The sequence below is a fragment of the Streptomyces sp. NPDC007856 genome (genome assembly GCF_042868225.1).
In the GTDB taxonomy this organism is placed as follows: Bacteria; Actinomycetota; Actinomycetes; order Streptomycetales; family Streptomycetaceae; genus Streptomyces.
In genome coordinates, this window is record NZ_JBIAEC010000005.1 from 131635 (window position 1) to 148134 (window position 16500).

A 16500-nucleotide genomic window follows, 5' to 3' on the forward strand; every position below is an offset into this window, starting at 1 on the left:
TGCCTTTCCTGACAGGTCAGTTGGAGGTGGTGAGCAGCTCGGGCGCGTCGGCGTCGGTGCCCGCCCCGGTACGGAAGTACGGCGATCTGCGCCCCCACTTGGCCCACGCGGCCACCGCGAACCCGGACACGATCATCGCGACCGGCATCAGCAGCAGGAACCAGCCGTTGTCCGCGCGGAGTTCGAGGTGGTCGGCGGAGGTGTAGAAGGACCAGCCCAGATAGCCGCCGAGGCCCAGCAGGGCCAGCGCGCTGAGCGCGGGCAGCAGCACCGCTCGCACGCCCTGCCGCCAGTCCTCGCGCAGCAGGGCGCGGAAGCGTACGGCGGCCGCCAGCGCCGTCAGCGCGTAGGACAGGGCGACGACGATGCCGACGGCGTTCACGATCGCGTCGATCATGTCGGCCAGACGCGGGATCACCAGCGCGGCCGCCGCCACGACGACGGCCAGCGCCCCGATCAGCAGTGTGCCGGCCGCCGGAGTCCCGTACCGGGCGCTGACCCTGGACCACACCGGACCGAGGGTACGGTCCCGGCTCATCGCGAACGTCCCGCGCGCCGTCGGGATGACCCCCGCCTGCAGCGAGGCCACGGCCGAGAACATCAGGGCGACGAGCGGCAGCGCGGCCAGCGGCTGGTCGGCCAGCCGGTCCCCGTAGTACGCGAGCCCCTGTGCGCCATGACCAGCCAACTCGCCCTGCGAGAGCACCCGTTGGAAGGCGACCGAACCCAGCAGGAACAGCCCGAGCATCGTCACCAGGGTGATGGTCCCGGCCCGGGAGGCGTCCCCGGGGTCCCGTACCTCCTCGTTGACGGTGAACGCCGCCTCGAAACCCCAGTAGCAGAACACCGACAGCAGCAGGCCCTGCGCCAGCGCGGTCGCCGAGGGGATCGCGAAGGGGTCGAACCAGGAGAGGCTGAAGGAGTGCGGCCCGGTGACGACGCCGTAGCCGCAGAAGCCCAGCAGGACCAGGTACTCGAAGACCAGCAGCCCGGTCTGCAGCCGCGCCGCCGTACGGACACCGGTCACGGCGGTCAGGGTGACGGCGACCAGGACGACGATCCCCAGCGCCGTCGTCTGCGCGGTCGAGCCCGGATCGAGACCGAGGGACCCGATCCGGTGCAGCCCGGCCTCACCGGCGAGCTGCAGCAGCGCCGAACCGGTCACACTGAGCGAACGGCCCACCCACACATAGCCGTTGCCCGCGTTCGGCTCCACCCGGTTCAGCCGCGAATAGGCCCCGGCGATACCGAGCACGGGCAGGAACGCCAGCAGCATGATGGCCGGCAGATGCGGGCCGACCACGCCCGCGGTCACCCCGAGCCCGATGCCGATGCTGGTCGTGGCGGCCGTACTGGACGCGGCGACGGCGACACCGTCCACCACGCTCAGGGACCTGCGCAGCTCGGGCCGCGCGGGGGGATCCACGCCGAAGGGTCTGTCACTCATGGCCGGTTCTCCGCTCGCACCGCGGGGCCCCGGACGGCCCCGGTGACCGGAAATGAAACTGCCGGGGCACTTAACAGGTCAACGGTGTTGTCGTAAGGTGCCGACACACCCGAGGGAGGCCCCATGACCGACCGCGTTGTCCCGGCCGCCGCCCGGCAGCGACGCCGCCCCACCAAACAGGGCGTGGTGCTCTCCGAGGAGCTGATCGTGGAGACCGCCCTCCGGCTGATCGAGGAGCACGGCGCCGACGCGCTCTCCGTGCGCCGCCTCGGCCGGGCCCTCGGCGCCGACCCCAGCTCCCTCTACCGGTACTTCCGGCACACCGACGACCTGATGCTGGCCATCGCCGACGAGCTGATCGGCCGCACCCTGCGGACCTGGCGGCCGACCGGCGACTGGGCGGCCGACCTGCGCGATCTGGGCCTGCGCATGCACGCCGGGGCGCTCGCACACCCCCGGGCGGCGATGCTCAGCGCCCACCGCGTCACCGGGCGCGCCGAGGAGATCCAGGCCGTGGAGAGCATCCTCGGCGTACTGCGCCGGGCGGGCTTCCCGGACCCGGAGGCGGTGCGGATCTACCACGCGTTCGTCGACCAGGCCCTCGCCTTCGGCGCCCTGGACTCCGCGGGCACCGCCCTGCCGAGGGCCGCGCGCGAGGCCGAGGCGGACGTATGGCGCAGCACCTATGGCCGGCTGCCCGCCGACACCCACCCGCACATCGCGGCCACCGCGCCCCATCTCGTCGCCACCATGCGGTCCAGCTCCTACCCGGCCGCCCTCGAACTGCTTCTCACGGCGGCGCGGACACGCCTCGATCACATTCGTGCGGGGAGCCGGGGCTGACGGCCACACTGGACGGGATCCGGATCCCGAGGAGGCCGTACGCCATGACCCCACCGCCCGCCCGCACCGCCGCAGAGCGCAAGAAGGACACCCTCCACCGGCTGGAGAACGACGTCGACGTGTGGGTCGCCACCGCCGGCCCCGACGGCGCCGCCCCCTATCTCGTGCCGTTGTCCTTCGTGTGGGACGGCGCCACCGTGCTGATCGCCACCCCGGCCGAGAGCCCCACCGGCCGCAACCTCGTCGCCACCGGCCGCGCCCGGCTCGGCCTCGGCCCGACACGGGACGTCGTCATGATCGAGGGCACCGTCCAGTCGTGGACCCCGGAGGACTTCCCCGAGGAGGACGCCGAGGTCTTCGCCGGCAAGACGGGCTTCGACCCCCGCCAACTCGCCACCCGCTACCTGTACTTCAGGGTTCTCCCGCAGCGTGTGCAGGCGTGGCGCGAGGAGAACGAGCTGAGGGGCCGGGAGTTGATGAGAGACGGTGAGTGGATCGCCCCGTAAGCGGCGCGGGGCTGTGTTCGGTACGCGGCTCAGCCCCGGCCCCCCTCCTTGGAAGCCACAGGCCAAACCCCCGTGGACCGGGCGATCGCCTTCGCGCCGGTACGATTCACCGCACTGCGCACCACCGCGAAGATCGCCCCCTGCACTGCCGCCGCCAGCAGAATCTCCCCCCACCCCCGGTCCTCGTCCAACGCGTCCGGCGCGTCCTCCTCGTGCCGGAGCGCCATCCACGCCTTCCGGAAGGCCATACCGGCCAGCGCGCCGCCCGCCCAGCTGAGCACGAAACCGATCGGCTGGTAGACGACGGGAAGCTTCTTCTTCTTTGTCTTGGCCATGTGTCACTTCTTCCTCGCCGGACGGCCCTCATGCGGGCCTTCCGCCGGGGGCCACCCGTTCGCCGGGCGGCACCGGGTCCGGTGGGGCACCGTCCCCGAAGGGCCGTCCGCCCAGCTCCTGGCGGTGGTGCGGAGTCAGGGTGAGCCGCTGGTAGTCGTTGGTGACCAGCCGTCCGCTGGGGACGTCCACGACCGCGGGCACGCTGACCCCGCCCGGGTAACCGGTCTCGCGGCGGTCGTAGGCCTCACTCAGGAACCGGATGCCGAGCACCGGGTCGCGGTCGTCCGGGTCCAGGATGAACCGCCAGCTGCGGTCGTCCTGGACGGGATCGGCGACCGCCAACGACAGCGCGTCCTCCAAGCCCAGCAGCCGGCGTGAGATCACCGCCCGGCTCGCCCACGGACAGGCGCGCGAGACCACCAGCCGGTAACGGCCCGCCTCGACCGGCCAGCCGTCCCGGCCGTCGGCGGTGATCCGGTCCGTGAAGTGGCGCCTGGACCGGGTGAACGTCTTGTGCCCGTAGGCGCGGTTGCCTTCGCCGTCGCCTTCCATGTCTCCTCCTCGCCGTCCTCGCCGGCCGGGGCTCCTCGGGCAACGCGTTCCCCGTTTTCCGCCGCCCGCACGGTGTGATCCGCCCGCTCGGGGGCAGTCGGCGTTAGGTGAGCGGGACATTCTCAGAGGGGGAGAAGGCCGCACGCACGGCCATGGACCACGCGCCCGGCACGGGCTCGAAAGCAGACCGGCAGACCAAGGTCACCGTCCTGGTGGCCCTCGCCGCCAACCTGGTGATCGCCGTCGCCAAGGCCGTCGGCGGTGTCCTCGCCGGCTCGCCCGCGCTGCTGTCCGAGGCCGCGCACTCCGTCGCCGATAGCTTCAACGAGGTGTTCCTGCTGGCCGCGCTGCGCCGCAGCCGCCGCCCCGCGGACGCACAGCACCCCTTCGGCTACGGCAAGGAACGCTTCTTCTGGTCCCTCCTCGCCGCGGTCGGCATCTTCGTCATGGGCGGCTGTTTCTCCTTCTTCCAGGGCTTCGCGGCCCTGCGTCAGGGCACGCAGGAGAACTTCAGCGGCTATGTGGCGGGCCTGATCGTGCTGGGCGTGGCCCTCGTCGCCGAGGGCGTCTCGCTGCTGCGGGCCCTGCACCAGGTGCGCCGGCAGGGCGCGGGCCTCGGCTCGGTGGCCGACCCGGCGCTGCGCACGGTGGTCGCCGAGGACGGCACGGCGGTGCTCGGCGTGACGCTCGCTCTCGCCGGGATGGGTCTGCACATGGTGACCGGGCAGGTCGCCTGGGAGGCGTCCGCCTCGCTGGCGATCGGCGTCCTGCTGGTGTACGTCGCCTACCGGCTCGGCCGTGACGCCCGCGACCGGCTCATCGGGGAGGCCGCCGACCCGGAGCTGAGCGGCAGGATCCGCTCGCTGCTGCGGGCACAGCCGGAGATCGACAGCGTCGAGGCGCTGTTCACGATGAAGACGGGCCTGTACTCCACCCTGGTGGCCGCGCGCATCGACCTGGTGCCGGGTCTGGACAGCGAGCGGGTGGAGGAGGTCGCCGTACGCATCAAGCGGTCGCTGGCCCGGACGTTCCCCGAAGCCGGGCAGATCTTCCTCGACGTGACCGACCGGCCGGCCGGCGAGGCACGAGAGAGCCCCGCCGCGACGGGGGAACGCGGCGGGGCCTGACGCACGGGTGCCCGCCCCGGGACGGGTTCACACCTCCCCGGCGCAGATTCTTCCGAATCCCGCCGGTGCCCGGCGCGAATCAGCTCTCGTCAGCTCGCGTCGAGGGGTTCCAGTACGAAGACCGGGATCTCCCGCGCCGTCTTCTTCTGGTAGTCGGCGTACGGCGGGTACGCGGCGACGGCCCGCTCCCACCACCGGGCCTTCTCCTCGCCGGTGACCTCACGGGCCCTCATGTCCCGCTTGACCGGCCCGTCCTGCAGCTCGACCTGCGGATCGGAGGTGATGTTGAAGTACCACACCGGGTGCTTGGGCGCACCGCCCTGGGAGGCGACCACCGCGTACGTCCCCTCGTGTTCCACCCGCATCAACGGCGTCTTGCGGATCTTTCCGCTCTTCGCGCCCCGGCTGGTCAGCAGGACGACCGGCAGCCCGGTGTCCATCAGCGTCGTCCCCTTCGTCCCGCCGGAGCTCTCGTACAGCTCGACCTGCTCGCGCACCCACTGCGCCGGGCTGGGTTCGTACTCGCCCTCAAGAGGCATGGGATCCGTCCCCTTCGTCGGTCCAACAGCCATCTGCCATCGGCATTCAACACCGGCGGCCCCGCGAATCATCCTTACCGCGGATCACTTGCGCCGACCGGGTGACGACCTCCCGGCAATCGCGCAACGCGGCGGCGCCCGCGTACCGACCGCCCGCCCGGCGGTCACCCGTGTCGGGCAGATCCTGGCCGACGGCGAGGACACGCTCGGGCCCGGCGCCATCCGGCGGACAACCGCACCGGGCGGACAACCGCACCGGGCGGACAACCGCACCGGGCGGACAACCGCACCGGGCTGGCGGTGGCGCTGGTCTGGCGGTGGCACCGGGCTGGCGGTGGCGCTGGTCTGGCGGTGGCACGGGTCTGGCGGTGGCACCGGGCTGGCGGTGGCACGGGGCTGGCGGTGGCACTGGCCTGGCGGCGGCACCGGCCGGACGACCGCGCCGGACGGCCGGTGTCTGTGCCGCCCGGTTGGCCCCGCACCTGGCTTCCCGGGACGGCCTGGTCGTACAGCATCACGTGGGCTTGGCCGGCCCGGCCGTGGCGCGCGCCTTCGCCGCCTCCGGCGCGAGCCGTCGGTTACCGTGAAACGTGGACGGACTCCGGCCGGTTTCCGTCCCTGTGACCCCTGTTCTTCGGCCAGATCACCCACATCGCCGAACTGGCCGAACTTGCAGTCGACCCATAGATGCCCGGGGCATCTAATGAAGATCGGCACGACGCACTACTTCGTCTGCGAGGTCTTCCATGACGGAACTGACGGACCCCACCGGCCCGGCGAACCCGGCCGACCCCGTCGCCTTCCCGCAGGACCGCACCTGCCCCTACCAGCCGCCCACCGGATACGAGCCGCTGCGCGACGGGCCGGCCCTGTCCCGCGTCACCCTGTTCGACGGCCGCGAGGTCTGGGCGGTCACCGCCCACGCCACCGCCCGCGCGCTGCTCGCCGACCCCCGCCTGTCCACCGATCGCCGCCGTCCCGGCTTCCCCATGCCCACCGAGCGCTTCGCGGGCATCCGTGACCGCCGGGTGGCCCTGCTCGGGGTGGACGATCCCGAACACCAGCGCCAGCGGCGGATGATGATCCCGTCGTTCACCGTCAAACGCGCCGCGGAACTGCGGCCGTGGATCCAGCGGACAGTGGACGGTCTGCTCGATGCGATGATCGCGCAGGGGCCGCCCGCCGACCTGGTCCCCGCCTTCGCACTGCCCGTGCCGTCGATGGTGATCTGCGGGCTGCTGGGCGTGCCGTACTCCGACCACGAGTTCTTCGAGGAGCAGTCCCGCAGGCTGCTGCGCGGCCCGCGGGCGGCCGACTCCGTGCAGGCCCGCGCCCGTCTGGAGGAGTATCTCGGCGGGCTCATCGACGCCAAGGCGAAGCAGGTGGAGCCCGGCGACGGCATTCTCGACGACCTGGTGCACCACCAGCTGCGCGACGGCACGGTGGACCGCGCCGAACTCGTCTCGCTGGCCGTCATCCTGCTGGTCGCCGGCCATGAGACGACCGCCAACATGATCTCCCTCGGCACCTTCACCCTGCTCCAGCACCCCGACCGGCTGGCCGAGTTGCGCGCCGACCCGGCGCTGCTGCCCGCCGCCGTGGAGGAGCTGATGCGGATGCTGTCCATCGCGGACGGGCTGCTGCGCGTGGCGCTGGAGGACATCGAGATCGCCGGCACCACCATCAGGGCCGGTGAGGGCGTGCTCTTCTCGACCTCGGTGATCAACCGCGATCCGACCCTGTACGACGACCCCGACGCGCTGGACTTCCACCGCCCCACCCGCCACCACGTGGCCTTCGGCTTCGGGATCCACCAGTGCCTGGGCCAGAACCTCGCCCGCGCGGAGCTGGAGATCGCCCTGCGCAGCCTGCTGGCCCGGCTGCCGGGGCTGCGGCTCGCCGTACCGGCCGAGGAGATTCCCTTCAAGGGCGGCGACACGATCCAGGGGATGCTGGAACTCCCCGTGACCTGGTAAGAGGCTCTGCTCATGCACATCGAGATCGACAAGGACGTCTGTATCGGCGCCGGTCAGTGCGCGCTGACGGCACCGCGCGTCTTCACCCAGGACGACGACGGCTACAGCACCCTGGTGCCCGGGCGTGAGGACGGCGCGGGCGACCCGATGGTCCGGGAGGCGGCCCGCGCCTGCCCGGTGAGCGCGATCAGGCTGTCCTAGGACGGCCGGCCGAGCCCCGACCGGCGGCCGCCACCAGGGCCCGCGCCGCCTCGCGGGCCTCGGCCGCAGGCCGGGTGCTGCCCGTGATGCCCGCCGTCACCATCGCGCCCTCGGCGAGCAGGAACAGGGGCCCGGTGAGCGCGGCGGGCAGTCCGGCGTCCGCCACGAGCGAGGCCAGATAGTCCCGGAACGCCTCCTTGTGGGCCCGCACCTGCTCGGCGACCAGCGTGGAGGTCGCGCCCAGCTCGCCGTAGGCGTTGATCCAGGCGCAGCCGCGGAAGCCGTCCTCGCCGAACCACCCCTCCAGCCAGTCGAACACGGCCGGGATCCGCTCCCGCGGGTCCCGCTGCCGTGCCACGTGCTCGGCGAGGCGTCCGCGCCAGCGCTCGTCCCGCCGAGCCAGGTACGCCGCGACGAGCTGCTCCTTGGCGGGGAACAGCTGATAGAGGCGCTTGAGCGAGACACCCGACGCGCCGCGCAGTTCGTCCATGCCCACGCACTGCACGCCCCGGGCGTAGAACAGCTCCTCGGCGGCGTCGAGCGCCCTGTCCCGGGCGGCCGTGCTGTCCGTCGGCGACACCATGACTCCTCGAAGCGCTTGACCTCACGCCCTCCTTGACTGGAGAACGACCGTTCTCCTATCGTAGCAGCCACCTGGAGAACGCTCGTTCTCCGGTGCTGCCGCGCCCAGGAGGAGACCATGGCCGACGACCGTCCGCCCTTGCCGCCGTTCACCCGAGAGACCGCCGCGCAGAAGGTCCAGGCCGCCGAGGACGCATGGAACACCCGCGACCCCCAGAAGGTGGCGCTCGCCTACTCCGAGGACTCCGTCTGGCGCAACCGCAGCACCTTCGTCACCGGCCGCGCCGGGATCGTCGCGTTCCTGACCGCCAAATGGGAGCGCGAGCTGGACTACGCGCTGCGCAAGGACCTGTGGGCCTTCGACGGCAACCGCATCGCCGTCCGCTTCCAGTACGAGTGCCACGACGCCGACGGCCAGTGGTGGCGCTCCTACGGCAACGAACTGTGGGAGTTCGACGAGCATGGCCTGATGACCCGGCGGGAGGCCAGCATCAACGACGTACCGATCGAGCAGAAGGAGCGCCGCATCCACGGCCCGCGCCCGGAGGCCGAGCGAGGGCAGTCCTTCCCGCTTCGGTAGCGTGATCGTTCAGTAGGGTTCCGGGATGACCGAACAGGCCGAGAAGCCCTTCCTCTACGTCGTCGTCTGCGCGGCCGGGGTCGCCTCCGGCGTCAGCAAGTTGATCAGCGCAGCCCAGGAACGGGACTGGGAGGTCGGCGTCATCGCCACACCGGTCGCCATGGGCGGCTTCTTCGACAGCACGGCCGTGGCGGCGCAGACCGGCCGGCCCGTCAGATCGGCCTGGCGCACGCCGGCAGACCCCCGGCCCTTCCCGCCGCCGGACGCCGTCGTGGTGGCACCCGCCACCTTCAACACCGTCAACAAGTGGGCGGCCGGCATCGCCGACACCCTCGCGCTCGGCACCCTGTGCGAGGCCGCGGGCCTGGGCATACCGATCGCCGTCCTGCCCTGTGTCGCCGACGCACTGGCCGCCCATCCCGCCTACCGGGCCGGCCTGGAACGGCTGCGCGGGATGGGCGTCCGCTTCGGCGACCCGTACACCGGCGAGGCCGGGCCGGACGGCGGCCGGCCGGACTTCGCCTGGGAACGGGCGCTGGATCTGCTCTAGCGGCAGGTCAGTGTCGGCCCCGCCAGCATGTTCCCGGTGAACATGTCCTGGCCCTTCGGCACCCAGTACCCGAGTTTCGACACCACCGTGGAGCACTTGGCCCCGACCGTGAAGCGGACCTGCAGCGTCTCCGGGTGGCCGGGCTGCAGCTCGGTCACCGTGCAGTCCAGGGAGTGCGCCACCCGGGTCTTCGACGGGTACCGCCCCACCAGCGGGTTCACGCAGCGCTTGTCGGCGGTGCTGATGCGCAGACCGGTGCCCTCCTCGCCGATCATCCCCAGCCGCGCGTTGCCGTCGCCCACGTCGGCGTCCCGGTGGATCGTGTACGTCACGGTGGTCGTGGCGTTGCGGCGCAGCACGTTCTTGTCGACGGTGACGGAGTGCGTCGCCTTCGCCTTGGGCGCGGTCAGCGATACGGTGGCCTGCACCGTGCCCTTCAGATCGACCCCATCGGGCGTCGACCGCACCCGCACCGTGGCGCTGAGGCCGTAGGTGCCCGGACCCGGGTACAGGCCCGAGCCGGGCAGCAATCCGTTGCCGAGGGTCTTGCCGGACCGGGTGGCCTTCCAGGTGCCCTCGGTGCGGCAGGCGTAGCGGACCCGGGAGCCGGCGATCCGGCAGCTGGCCGGGGCGGTGATGTTGAACCTCGGGACGCCGGTGTCCGCGCACAGGCTGACCTCGGCCTGCTCACCGTGCGCGCCGCGCAGCGTGCCGGCCGCCGAGCACAGGGTCGCCGGGGCCTCGGGCGCGGGCGCGGCCGCCGGCTCGGCGGCGGGCCGGGACTGCGCACAGGCGGGGGTGACCAGGGCCAGCGGCAGCAGCGCGGCTCCGGCCAGGGTTCTGAAAGTGGTGGGACGAGTCGGCACCGCGTTTCCTCCGGAGCGGCCGAGACCGGCCGGATGCCGGTCGTCTGCGCCGAGGATGAGCCGACAGTACGACGATCGTTCCGCTCCCACGCCGGACGGGTCACCTGGGGGCAGCAACGGAATCATCCGTCTGCGGCTCCGTCCTGGTTGCTCGGACCGGGGACGACGACGCGGCACCCCGGACAGCCCTCACCCCGCCTCGCGCACGTACCCCTTGCTCCCCGGAGTGGACACGTCCCGGTCGCGCCGCACGATGCTCAGCCGGTCCCCCCAGTGGGTGACCGCCGACCGCAGACCGGCGTCGGTGTACTCGATGTCCACCACCCGGTCGTCGAACGCCTTGGCGAACACCCCGCACTCGTCGTACTGCCCGCACTCCTCCGTGACCGCGATGTCCAGCCCGGCCCGCTCCCGCACACCGGCCAGCTCGGCGGTGTTCTTCTGCGCGACGGCCAGGTGCCGGGCGTGTGCGTGCCGGGACAGCAGGGTCATGAAGGCGGTCGCGTCGGCCGCGGTGAGCAGCCGGTGGGAGCGGGTGTAGCTGTCGTAGTTGTCCGGCTCGACCGCGTCGAAGCCCTTCTGCGCGCAGCCGTCGATCCACTGGTTCACCTGCCCGGCCACCCGCTCCCGCTTGGCCGGGGTGCGGATGTCGAGCAGGGCCTCGTGCCAGTCCTCGTCGATGACGGCCCTGCCGTGCGCATCGCGCAGCAGCAGGTCGGCAGGCCAGGAGGAGCGCTCTGCGGGCTGGGCCTGGAAGGCGTTGACGTAGCAGATGTTGTACAGGCCGGGCGCGGGGGCGTCGGAGCGGTCGCGGCTGACGATCCGTACGCCCTTCGGCGGGGGATAGGCGCCGCCGATCTGGTAGTCGAACCCGGCGTGCCGCGGCGGCAGCCGTACCGCCACGGGCTTCGGCGAGTTCCGCCGCTCCTCGCCGCCGGAGCCGCCCGCGGCACGGGAACCGCCGGAATCGCAGCCGGCCAGCACCGACAGGGTGACGATCAGGGCCGCTGTCAAGGCGCCTGCGGTCCTCCGGGAGCCCGCGGCGCGGAGAACACCCGTGGGGGGCACGTCCGCTCCATCCTGCCCACGCCGGGCGGCGCGGCGCGTGGCAGGATAAAATCGCCCGCCCGCTCCGGTCGTCAAGCCGGTGCCGGGCCACGCCGTAGGCTCGTGGGTGACCATCGTCCCGAAGGCAGGAGCAGCAACGATGCAGTACGTTAAGCTCGGTTCGACGGGCCTGGACGTCTCGCGGATCTGTCTGGGCTGCATGACCTACGGCCTGCCCGACCGCGGCGTCCACGAGTGGACCCTCGACGAGGAGGCGTCCCGCCCGCTCGTCCGGCAGGCGCTGGAGGCGGGCGTCAACTTCTTCGACACCGCCAACGTCTACTCCGACGGCACCAGCGAGGAGATCGTCGGCAAGGCCCTGCGCGAGTTCGCGAACCGCGACGAGATCGTGCTGGCCACCAAGGTGCACGGCCGGATGCGGCCGGGCCCCAACGGCGCCGGGCTGTCCCGCAAGAACATCATGACGGAGATCGAGCACAGCCTGCGCCGCCTCGGCACCGACTACGTCGACCTCTACCAGATCCACCGCTACGACCACGCGACCCCCGTCGAGGAGACGATGGAGGCGCTGCACGACGTGGTCAAGGCGGGCAAGGTCCGCTACCTCGGGGCGAGTTCGATGTACGCCTGGGAGTTCTCAAAGCTGCAGTACACGGCGGAGCGGCACGGTTGGACCAAGTTCGTGTCCATGCAGAACCACTACAACCTGCTCTACCGCGAGGAGGAGCGGGAGATGCTGCCGCTCTGCGCGGACCAGGGCGTCGGCGTGCTGCCGTGGAGCCCGCTCGCCCGGGGCCGGCTCACCCGCGACTGGGGCACGGTCACCGAGCGAAGCGCCAACGACAACTTCGGCAGCCGTCTGTACCTGGAGAGCGACCGCTCGATCGTCGAGGCCGTCACCCGGATCGCGAACGACCGCGGTGTGCCCCGCGCCCAGGTGGCCCTCGCCTGGCTTCTGCACCAGGACACGGTGGCGGCCCCGATCGTCGGCGCCGCCAAGCCGCACCACATCGAGGACGCGGTGGCCGCCGTGGAACTGGAGCTGACCGAGAAGGAGATCGAGGAGCTGGAGCAGCCCTACACGCCGCGTGCGATCAGCGGCCACTGAGATCCTGGCGGCTCAGTGAGGTCCGTGTGGTGTGAACTCCGTGCCGCACGGACCCGCACCCTCGCTCTGCGGCAACGGCACCCGCTCGCCGGACATCGTGAGCGTCCGGTAGTACGCGCCGATCCGTTCCGCCGAGCGGCCCACGTAGTGCCCGATGAACGAGCGCCGGAACCGGTCGGCCGTGCGATTGGGCCCGGAGCCGTGCACGAGGCTGCCGTTGAAGAACAGCACGTCACCCGGAGCCAGATCCACGGGGACCGGTACGAGGCCGGGCGGCGGCGGAACGTACTCGCGGGCGAACGACAGCTGCTCGTCGGCGAGTTCGGGGCAGAACAGCTCCATCCGGTGGGTGCCCGGGACGACCTGGAGACCGCCGTTATCCCGGTCGATCGGCTCGCAGGCCAACCAGGCCGCCACACAGGTCCCCGGTTCCACCCGCAGATAGAAGTTGTCCTGGTGCAGCGCCTGCCCGCGCGCACCCGGCGGCTTGAAGTAGAACATGCTCTGCGCGGCCAGCACCTCCTCGCCGAACAGCACCTCCAGCACGGCCCGCAGTCGGGCGTCCAGCAGGAACTGACGTGCTGGCGCGCTGAATTCGTGCGGCTGCATCACCCGGGGATACCGGCGCAACGGGTCGGGGTCCGCCGGGCGGGGCTCGAAGCGGCCCGGCACCGGACCGGCCGCGTGCAGCGCGGTGAACGCGGCGCACAGCCGCTCGGTCTCGTCCTGGCCGAACAGCCCTCGTGCGACGGTGAATCCGTCCTCCTCGAACCGCTGCCGCAACGCCTGAGCGAGGATGGCGCTGTTGTCCGTGGCTGTCATGTGCCCGCTCCTGTGAGTCCGGTGGTCAGGTGGTCACTCACTCGTCACGCTAGGCCGACGCGCCCGACGGGAGGATGCCCGTGCATGCTGAGGACCTGCCCGTGACGGCTGCCGCCGCCGACCCGTCCCCGCCGCCCGGACTCGTCGTGACCGGCCGCTACGACCAGCGGCCGGGCTATGGCGTCAACCGTCCCCGCGGCTCGGACAGTTGGCTGTTCACCTTCACCCTCGACGGCTGCGGACTGCTGCGCCAGGGCGCCGCCCGGGCCCGCGCCGGCACCGGGGATCTCGTGGTGCTCGCCCCGGGCACCGGGCACCACTACGCCGTCGCGCCCGGCGCCGGGAGCTGGCGGTTCTGGTGGACGCACTGCCAGGCCCGTCCGTCCTGGACGGCCTGGCTCGCCCCGTACGCCGTGTCCGACGGCCTGTACGCCGTGACGTCCGTGCCCGGCGCCCTGCACGGCCGGATCGAGGCGGCGTTCGGCCGGATGCTCACCGACGCCCGCGGACCGGCCGAGGGCATCCCGGCCGAGGCCACCCCCCGCGAGCCGGACCCGGTGGCCGTGGCGCACGGCAGCCTGGCGCGGGAACTGGCCCTGTGCGCACTGGAGGAGATCGTCCTGCTCGCCGCCGGCGTCGCCCGGACGCCGCTGCACGCGGCGGACACCGACACCCGGGTGCGCCGGGCCGAGGAGCTGATCGCCGCCGGCCCCGGCGCTCCGCACACCGTCCGCTCGCTCGCCGAGAGCGTCGCGCTGTCCCCGTCCCGATTCGCCCACCTGTTCACCCTGCGCACCGGCCGGTCGCCGATGCGGGCGCTGCGCGAGGCCCGGCTGCGGCACGCGGCCCGGCTGCTGGAGGCCACCGACCTCACGGTGGAACGGGTGGCGGCGGCCTCCGGATTCAGCAGTCCCTTCCACTTCAGCCGGGTTTTCCGGGAACGCTACGGAGTGCCGCCCGGCGCCTACCGGGCGGGCGAACGGCCGTAATAGGCGAAGAAAGGGATTACTTTGAATCGGCGTCAATAAGGATCCCTGCCAACGGTGATTGTCGATAATCGAGAGATCCCTTGTTCGCGCCTGTGCCGCTGTGCAAAAGTGTGCGCTGTCGGCGCGCAGGCTCATCGCATTTCCCGCTGTATGCGCCAGGCCGCTCCCCGTACACCCCCCACGCTTCAAAAGAGCCGCCTCAGGTGGACGTTCGAGCAGCCCACCACCTTCCATACTGCTTGGTATGGACTAATTTCCGTATCACGCCTGGAGGAATGCAGTCGTGAATGAGGCAGGCCGGTCGGACGAGCAACTCAGTGCCGAGCTGAAGAAGTGGACGGGAGGGACACCCGCGCTCCATCCCGTCGGTGAACTCCTCGACCGGCACTGGGAAGCGGCCTTCGCCTACGCGCGGTTGTGCACGGACGGGGCGCGTGCCGCCGGCATGCTCACCACCGCCGCCTTCACCCGGCTGTTCGGGGAATCGCTGCGTCAGTCCGGCCCGACCGCCGCCTGGCGGCCCCATGTGCTGGTCGCCGTCCGGCGGATCGCGGCCGAGTGGGACAACGACGGCCGCCAGGAACTCCTCCACCCCGCGCTGCGGTCCGGCGCCACCGGTGAGCGCGCCGCCGCCCGGCTGCTGCCGCCGCCCGGCCGGCGACTGCTGTCCCGCGCGTTCCAGCGGGTGCCTCAAGCCTCCCGCGCCGTACTGTGGCACACCGAGGTCGAGGCCGAACCGCTCGCCGTCCCGGCGGCGCTGCTCGGCCTGGACGAGGAGGACGCGCGCGCCGAGCTGCGCCGGGCCCGCGAGCGGCTGCGCGAGGAGTGTCTCCAGGCCCACCGCGAACTCGCCCCCGAGAACGAGTGCCGGCGCTATCTGCGCATGCTCGACGTGACCTTCCGGCGCGGCGGCGTCGACATCGACCCCGATCTGCGCGAGCACCTGGGCCGGTGCGGCCACTGCAGCCGCACCGCCGACCAACTCATCGCGTTCAACACGGGACTCGGCCTCGCCCTCGCCGAAGCGGTCCTGGGCTGGGGCGCCCACGCCTATGTGAACTCCCGCGCCAGCCAAGCCGAGGAGCCTGCCGCTCCGGCCCCGCGGCCCGAGACCGTCGCACCCTCGTCCGGCGAGCCCTTCCTGTCCGCCGAGCCGCCGCAACGGGCCGGTTCCGCCCCGTCCGTGGGCCGGGGTGGTTCCGGCGGCGGCAGGCGTCGGGGTGCTTCCGGCGGGTCCGCGCGCCGGGGTGCTTCCGCCGCCTCGGCCTCCGCCGATGCCACCGCGTCCGCCTCCGCCTCTGCCGGCTCAGCCTCCGCCTTCGCTGATGGCGCCGACTTTGTCGTCGGCGCCGGTGCCGGTGCCCCGGGCGCCCCCGGAGACACCGTTCCCTCCCGCCGGTCGGCTCAGCGGGCTGCCCGTGCCCGCCGTGCCCGGCGGCGGAATCTCGCCCTGGCCGTCGCCTCCGTCAGCGGGCTGGTCGTGCTGCCCCTGGTGCTGTGGTCGGTGCTCGGGTCGGGTGACGGAGGGTCCCCCGACGGCAAGGGCGCGTCTTCCCCGGCGCCGGGCAAGGACACTTCGAATCCCGGCGCGTCCCGGGCCGGTGCGCACGCGGCCGGCGGCGGCACCCTGCACGGCCGGCTGCACAACCTCGCCTCAGGACTCTGTGTCGGCGTCGTCGGCAAGAAGGCCGTCAAGGACGCCGAGACCGAACTCGCCCCCTGCTCCACGACCCCGAGCCAGCAGTGGACGTACGAGACCGACGGACTGCTGCGCAACTCCTCCGCGCCCGGCCTGTGCCTGGACTCCCATCTCGGTTACTCGGTCCGTCTCGCCCCCTGCTCGGCCACCGGCGAGGCCGCCAGGAACATCCGCTACGACTTCACCCTCCAGGGCGCCCTGATACCCCGCTGGAACCAGGACCTGGCGCTCACCCCGGCGGCCACCGACGGCTCCGGCGCCCTCGTCCTCAAGAACCGCGCCCCCGGCGCCGACCAGCGGTGGTCCGTCGACTCCACCGAGCCCGAACTGCAGATGCAGAACGTCGACTGGGACAGCGGCATCACCCCGGCGCCGGCCGCCACCCCGCATCCCACGGCTCCGGCGCCCGCGCCCGCACCGAGGAAGAGCACCGCAGCCCCGGCACCCACGGCCCCGAGGTCGAGTCCGCCACCGACGCCGTCCGCCACGCCCGACCCCTGCTCCGCGTACCCGTACTACTGCGGCTGGGGCAGCGGGCGATACGGGGACGGCGGGGGCTACGGCGGTGGGCGCCGCCTCCGCTGACTCAGGGGCGGTGCCGCGGTGGCGGTGGGATGGTGCCGAGCCCCGGGGCCGCAGGCCCGGTACCGCGGGCAGATTGTTGATCAGGTGGGCGGGTCCTTCCGGCATGGATCAGTTGGTGGCCGCC

At 72.4% G+C, this 16500-nt stretch carries 17 protein-coding genes and 1 pseudogene; 10 read left to right on the forward strand and 8 right to left on the reverse strand.

Annotated elements, in window-relative coordinates; genetic code table 11:
• Nucleotides 1-16: 16 nt before the first annotated feature.
• Entirely contained in the window at nt 17-1447 is a 1431-nt protein-coding gene (locus tag ACFYOH_RS14215; protein ID WP_388625278.1) for an APC family permease, read from the reverse strand.
• A gap of 123 nt (nt 1448-1570) precedes the next feature.
• Between ACFYOH_RS14215 and ACFYOH_RS14220 the strand changes: the two genes are divergently transcribed.
• Both ACFYOH_RS14220 and ACFYOH_RS14225 read left to right on the forward strand, forming a co-directional pair.
• Entirely contained in the window at nt 1571-2290 is a 720-nt protein-coding gene (locus tag ACFYOH_RS14220) for a TetR/AcrR family transcriptional regulator (protein ID WP_388625280.1), read from the forward strand.
• 44 nt (nt 2291-2334) lie between these two features.
• Nucleotides 2335-2796: a pyridoxamine 5'-phosphate oxidase family protein gene (locus ACFYOH_RS14225; protein WP_388625282.1), complete on the forward strand. Its 462-nt coding sequence runs from the start codon at nt 2335-2337 to the stop codon at nt 2794-2796.
• 29 nt (nt 2797-2825) lie between these two features.
• Here the strand turns inward: ACFYOH_RS14225 and ACFYOH_RS14230 are convergent, their stop codons facing one another.
• Nucleotides 2826-3131, reverse strand: a complete 306-nt coding sequence (locus ACFYOH_RS14230; protein ID WP_388625284.1) for a DUF4235 domain-containing protein — start codon at nt 3129-3131, stop codon at nt 2826-2828.
• Between the two features lie 136 nt (nt 3132-3267).
• Nucleotides 3268-3684: pseudogene (locus tag ACFYOH_RS14235) on the reverse strand (glutathione S-transferase family protein); the annotation flags it as partial.
• Nucleotides 3685-3836: 152 nt separating this feature from the next.
• On the opposite strand from ACFYOH_RS14235, the gene ACFYOH_RS14240 reads away from it, so the two are divergent.
• Nucleotides 3837-4811 carry a cation diffusion facilitator family transporter gene (locus ACFYOH_RS14240; RefSeq protein ID WP_388625286.1) on the forward strand — a complete coding sequence of 325 codons (975 nt, stop codon included), beginning with the start codon at nt 3837-3839 and terminating at the stop codon, nt 4809-4811.
• A gap of 89 nt (nt 4812-4900) precedes the next feature.
• Here the strand turns inward: ACFYOH_RS14240 and ACFYOH_RS14245 are convergent, their stop codons facing one another.
• Nucleotides 4901-5350: a nitroreductase family deazaflavin-dependent oxidoreductase gene (locus ACFYOH_RS14245; RefSeq protein ID WP_388625288.1), complete on the reverse strand. Its 450-nt coding sequence runs from the start codon at nt 5348-5350 to the stop codon at nt 4901-4903.
• Between the two features lie 746 nt (nt 5351-6096).
• On the opposite strand from ACFYOH_RS14245, the gene ACFYOH_RS14250 reads away from it, so the two are divergent.
• Both ACFYOH_RS14250 and ACFYOH_RS14255 read left to right on the forward strand, forming a co-directional pair.
• Nucleotides 6097-7326: a cytochrome P450 gene (locus ACFYOH_RS14250; RefSeq protein WP_388625290.1), complete on the forward strand. Its 1230-nt coding sequence runs from the start codon at nt 6097-6099 to the stop codon at nt 7324-7326.
• Nucleotides 7327-7338: 12 nt separating this feature from the next.
• Nucleotides 7339-7527: a ferredoxin gene (locus ACFYOH_RS14255; RefSeq protein WP_388625292.1), complete on the forward strand. Its 189-nt coding sequence runs from the start codon at nt 7339-7341 to the stop codon at nt 7525-7527.
• Here ACFYOH_RS14255 and ACFYOH_RS14260 read toward each other — a convergent pair.
• Nucleotides 7514-8110: a TetR/AcrR family transcriptional regulator gene (locus ACFYOH_RS14260; RefSeq protein WP_388625294.1), complete on the reverse strand. Its 597-nt coding sequence runs from the start codon at nt 8108-8110 to the stop codon at nt 7514-7516. The genes ACFYOH_RS14255 and ACFYOH_RS14260 overlap by 14 nt on opposite strands.
• A gap of 117 nt (nt 8111-8227) precedes the next feature.
• Here ACFYOH_RS14260 and ACFYOH_RS14265 point away from each other — a divergent pair, with 117 nt between their 5' ends.
• Nucleotides 8228-8689 carry a nuclear transport factor 2 family protein gene (locus ACFYOH_RS14265; RefSeq protein WP_388625296.1) on the forward strand — a complete coding sequence of 154 codons (462 nt, stop codon included), beginning with the start codon at nt 8228-8230 and terminating at the stop codon, nt 8687-8689.
• Nucleotides 8690-8714: 25 nt separating this feature from the next.
• Nucleotides 8715-9239, forward strand: a complete 525-nt coding sequence (locus tag ACFYOH_RS14270; RefSeq protein ID WP_388625298.1) for a flavoprotein — start codon at nt 8715-8717, stop codon at nt 9237-9239.
• Here the strand turns inward: ACFYOH_RS14270 and ACFYOH_RS14275 are convergent.
• Nucleotides 9236-10105 carry a hypothetical protein gene (locus ACFYOH_RS14275; protein WP_388625300.1) on the reverse strand — a complete coding sequence of 290 codons (870 nt, stop codon included), beginning with the start codon at nt 10103-10105 and terminating at the stop codon, nt 9236-9238. The genes ACFYOH_RS14270 and ACFYOH_RS14275 overlap by 4 nt on opposite strands.
• A gap of 189 nt (nt 10106-10294) precedes the next feature.
• The gene (locus ACFYOH_RS14280) at nt 10295-11173 is read right to left on the reverse strand and encodes an endo alpha-1,4 polygalactosaminidase (protein ID WP_388625302.1); all 879 of its coding nucleotides are present in this window, start codon (nt 11171-11173) and stop codon (nt 10295-10297) included.
• 139 nt (nt 11174-11312) lie between these two features.
• Here ACFYOH_RS14280 and ACFYOH_RS14285 point away from each other — a divergent pair, with 139 nt between their 5' ends.
• Nucleotides 11313-12281: an aldo/keto reductase gene (locus ACFYOH_RS14285; protein ID WP_388625304.1), complete on the forward strand. Its 969-nt coding sequence runs from the start codon at nt 11313-11315 to the stop codon at nt 12279-12281.
• 12 nt (nt 12282-12293) lie between these two features.
• Here the strand turns inward: ACFYOH_RS14285 and ACFYOH_RS14290 are convergent, their stop codons facing one another.
• Nucleotides 12294-13103: a phytanoyl-CoA dioxygenase family protein gene (locus tag ACFYOH_RS14290; RefSeq protein ID WP_388625306.1), complete on the reverse strand. Its 810-nt coding sequence runs from the start codon at nt 13101-13103 to the stop codon at nt 12294-12296.
• A 74-nt stretch (nt 13104-13177) separates the two neighbouring features.
• Here ACFYOH_RS14290 and ACFYOH_RS14295 point away from each other — a divergent pair, with 74 nt between their 5' ends.
• Together ACFYOH_RS14295 and ACFYOH_RS14300 are read left to right on the forward strand one after the other, a co-directional pair.
• The gene (locus ACFYOH_RS14295) at nt 13178-14092 is read left to right on the forward strand and encodes a helix-turn-helix domain-containing protein (protein WP_388625307.1); all 915 of its coding nucleotides are present in this window, start codon (nt 13178-13180) and stop codon (nt 14090-14092) included.
• 283 nt (nt 14093-14375) lie between these two features.
• Entirely contained in the window at nt 14376-16376 is a 2001-nt protein-coding gene (locus tag ACFYOH_RS14300) for an RICIN domain-containing protein (protein WP_388625309.1), read from the forward strand.
• Nucleotides 16377-16500: the final 124 nt, after the last annotated feature.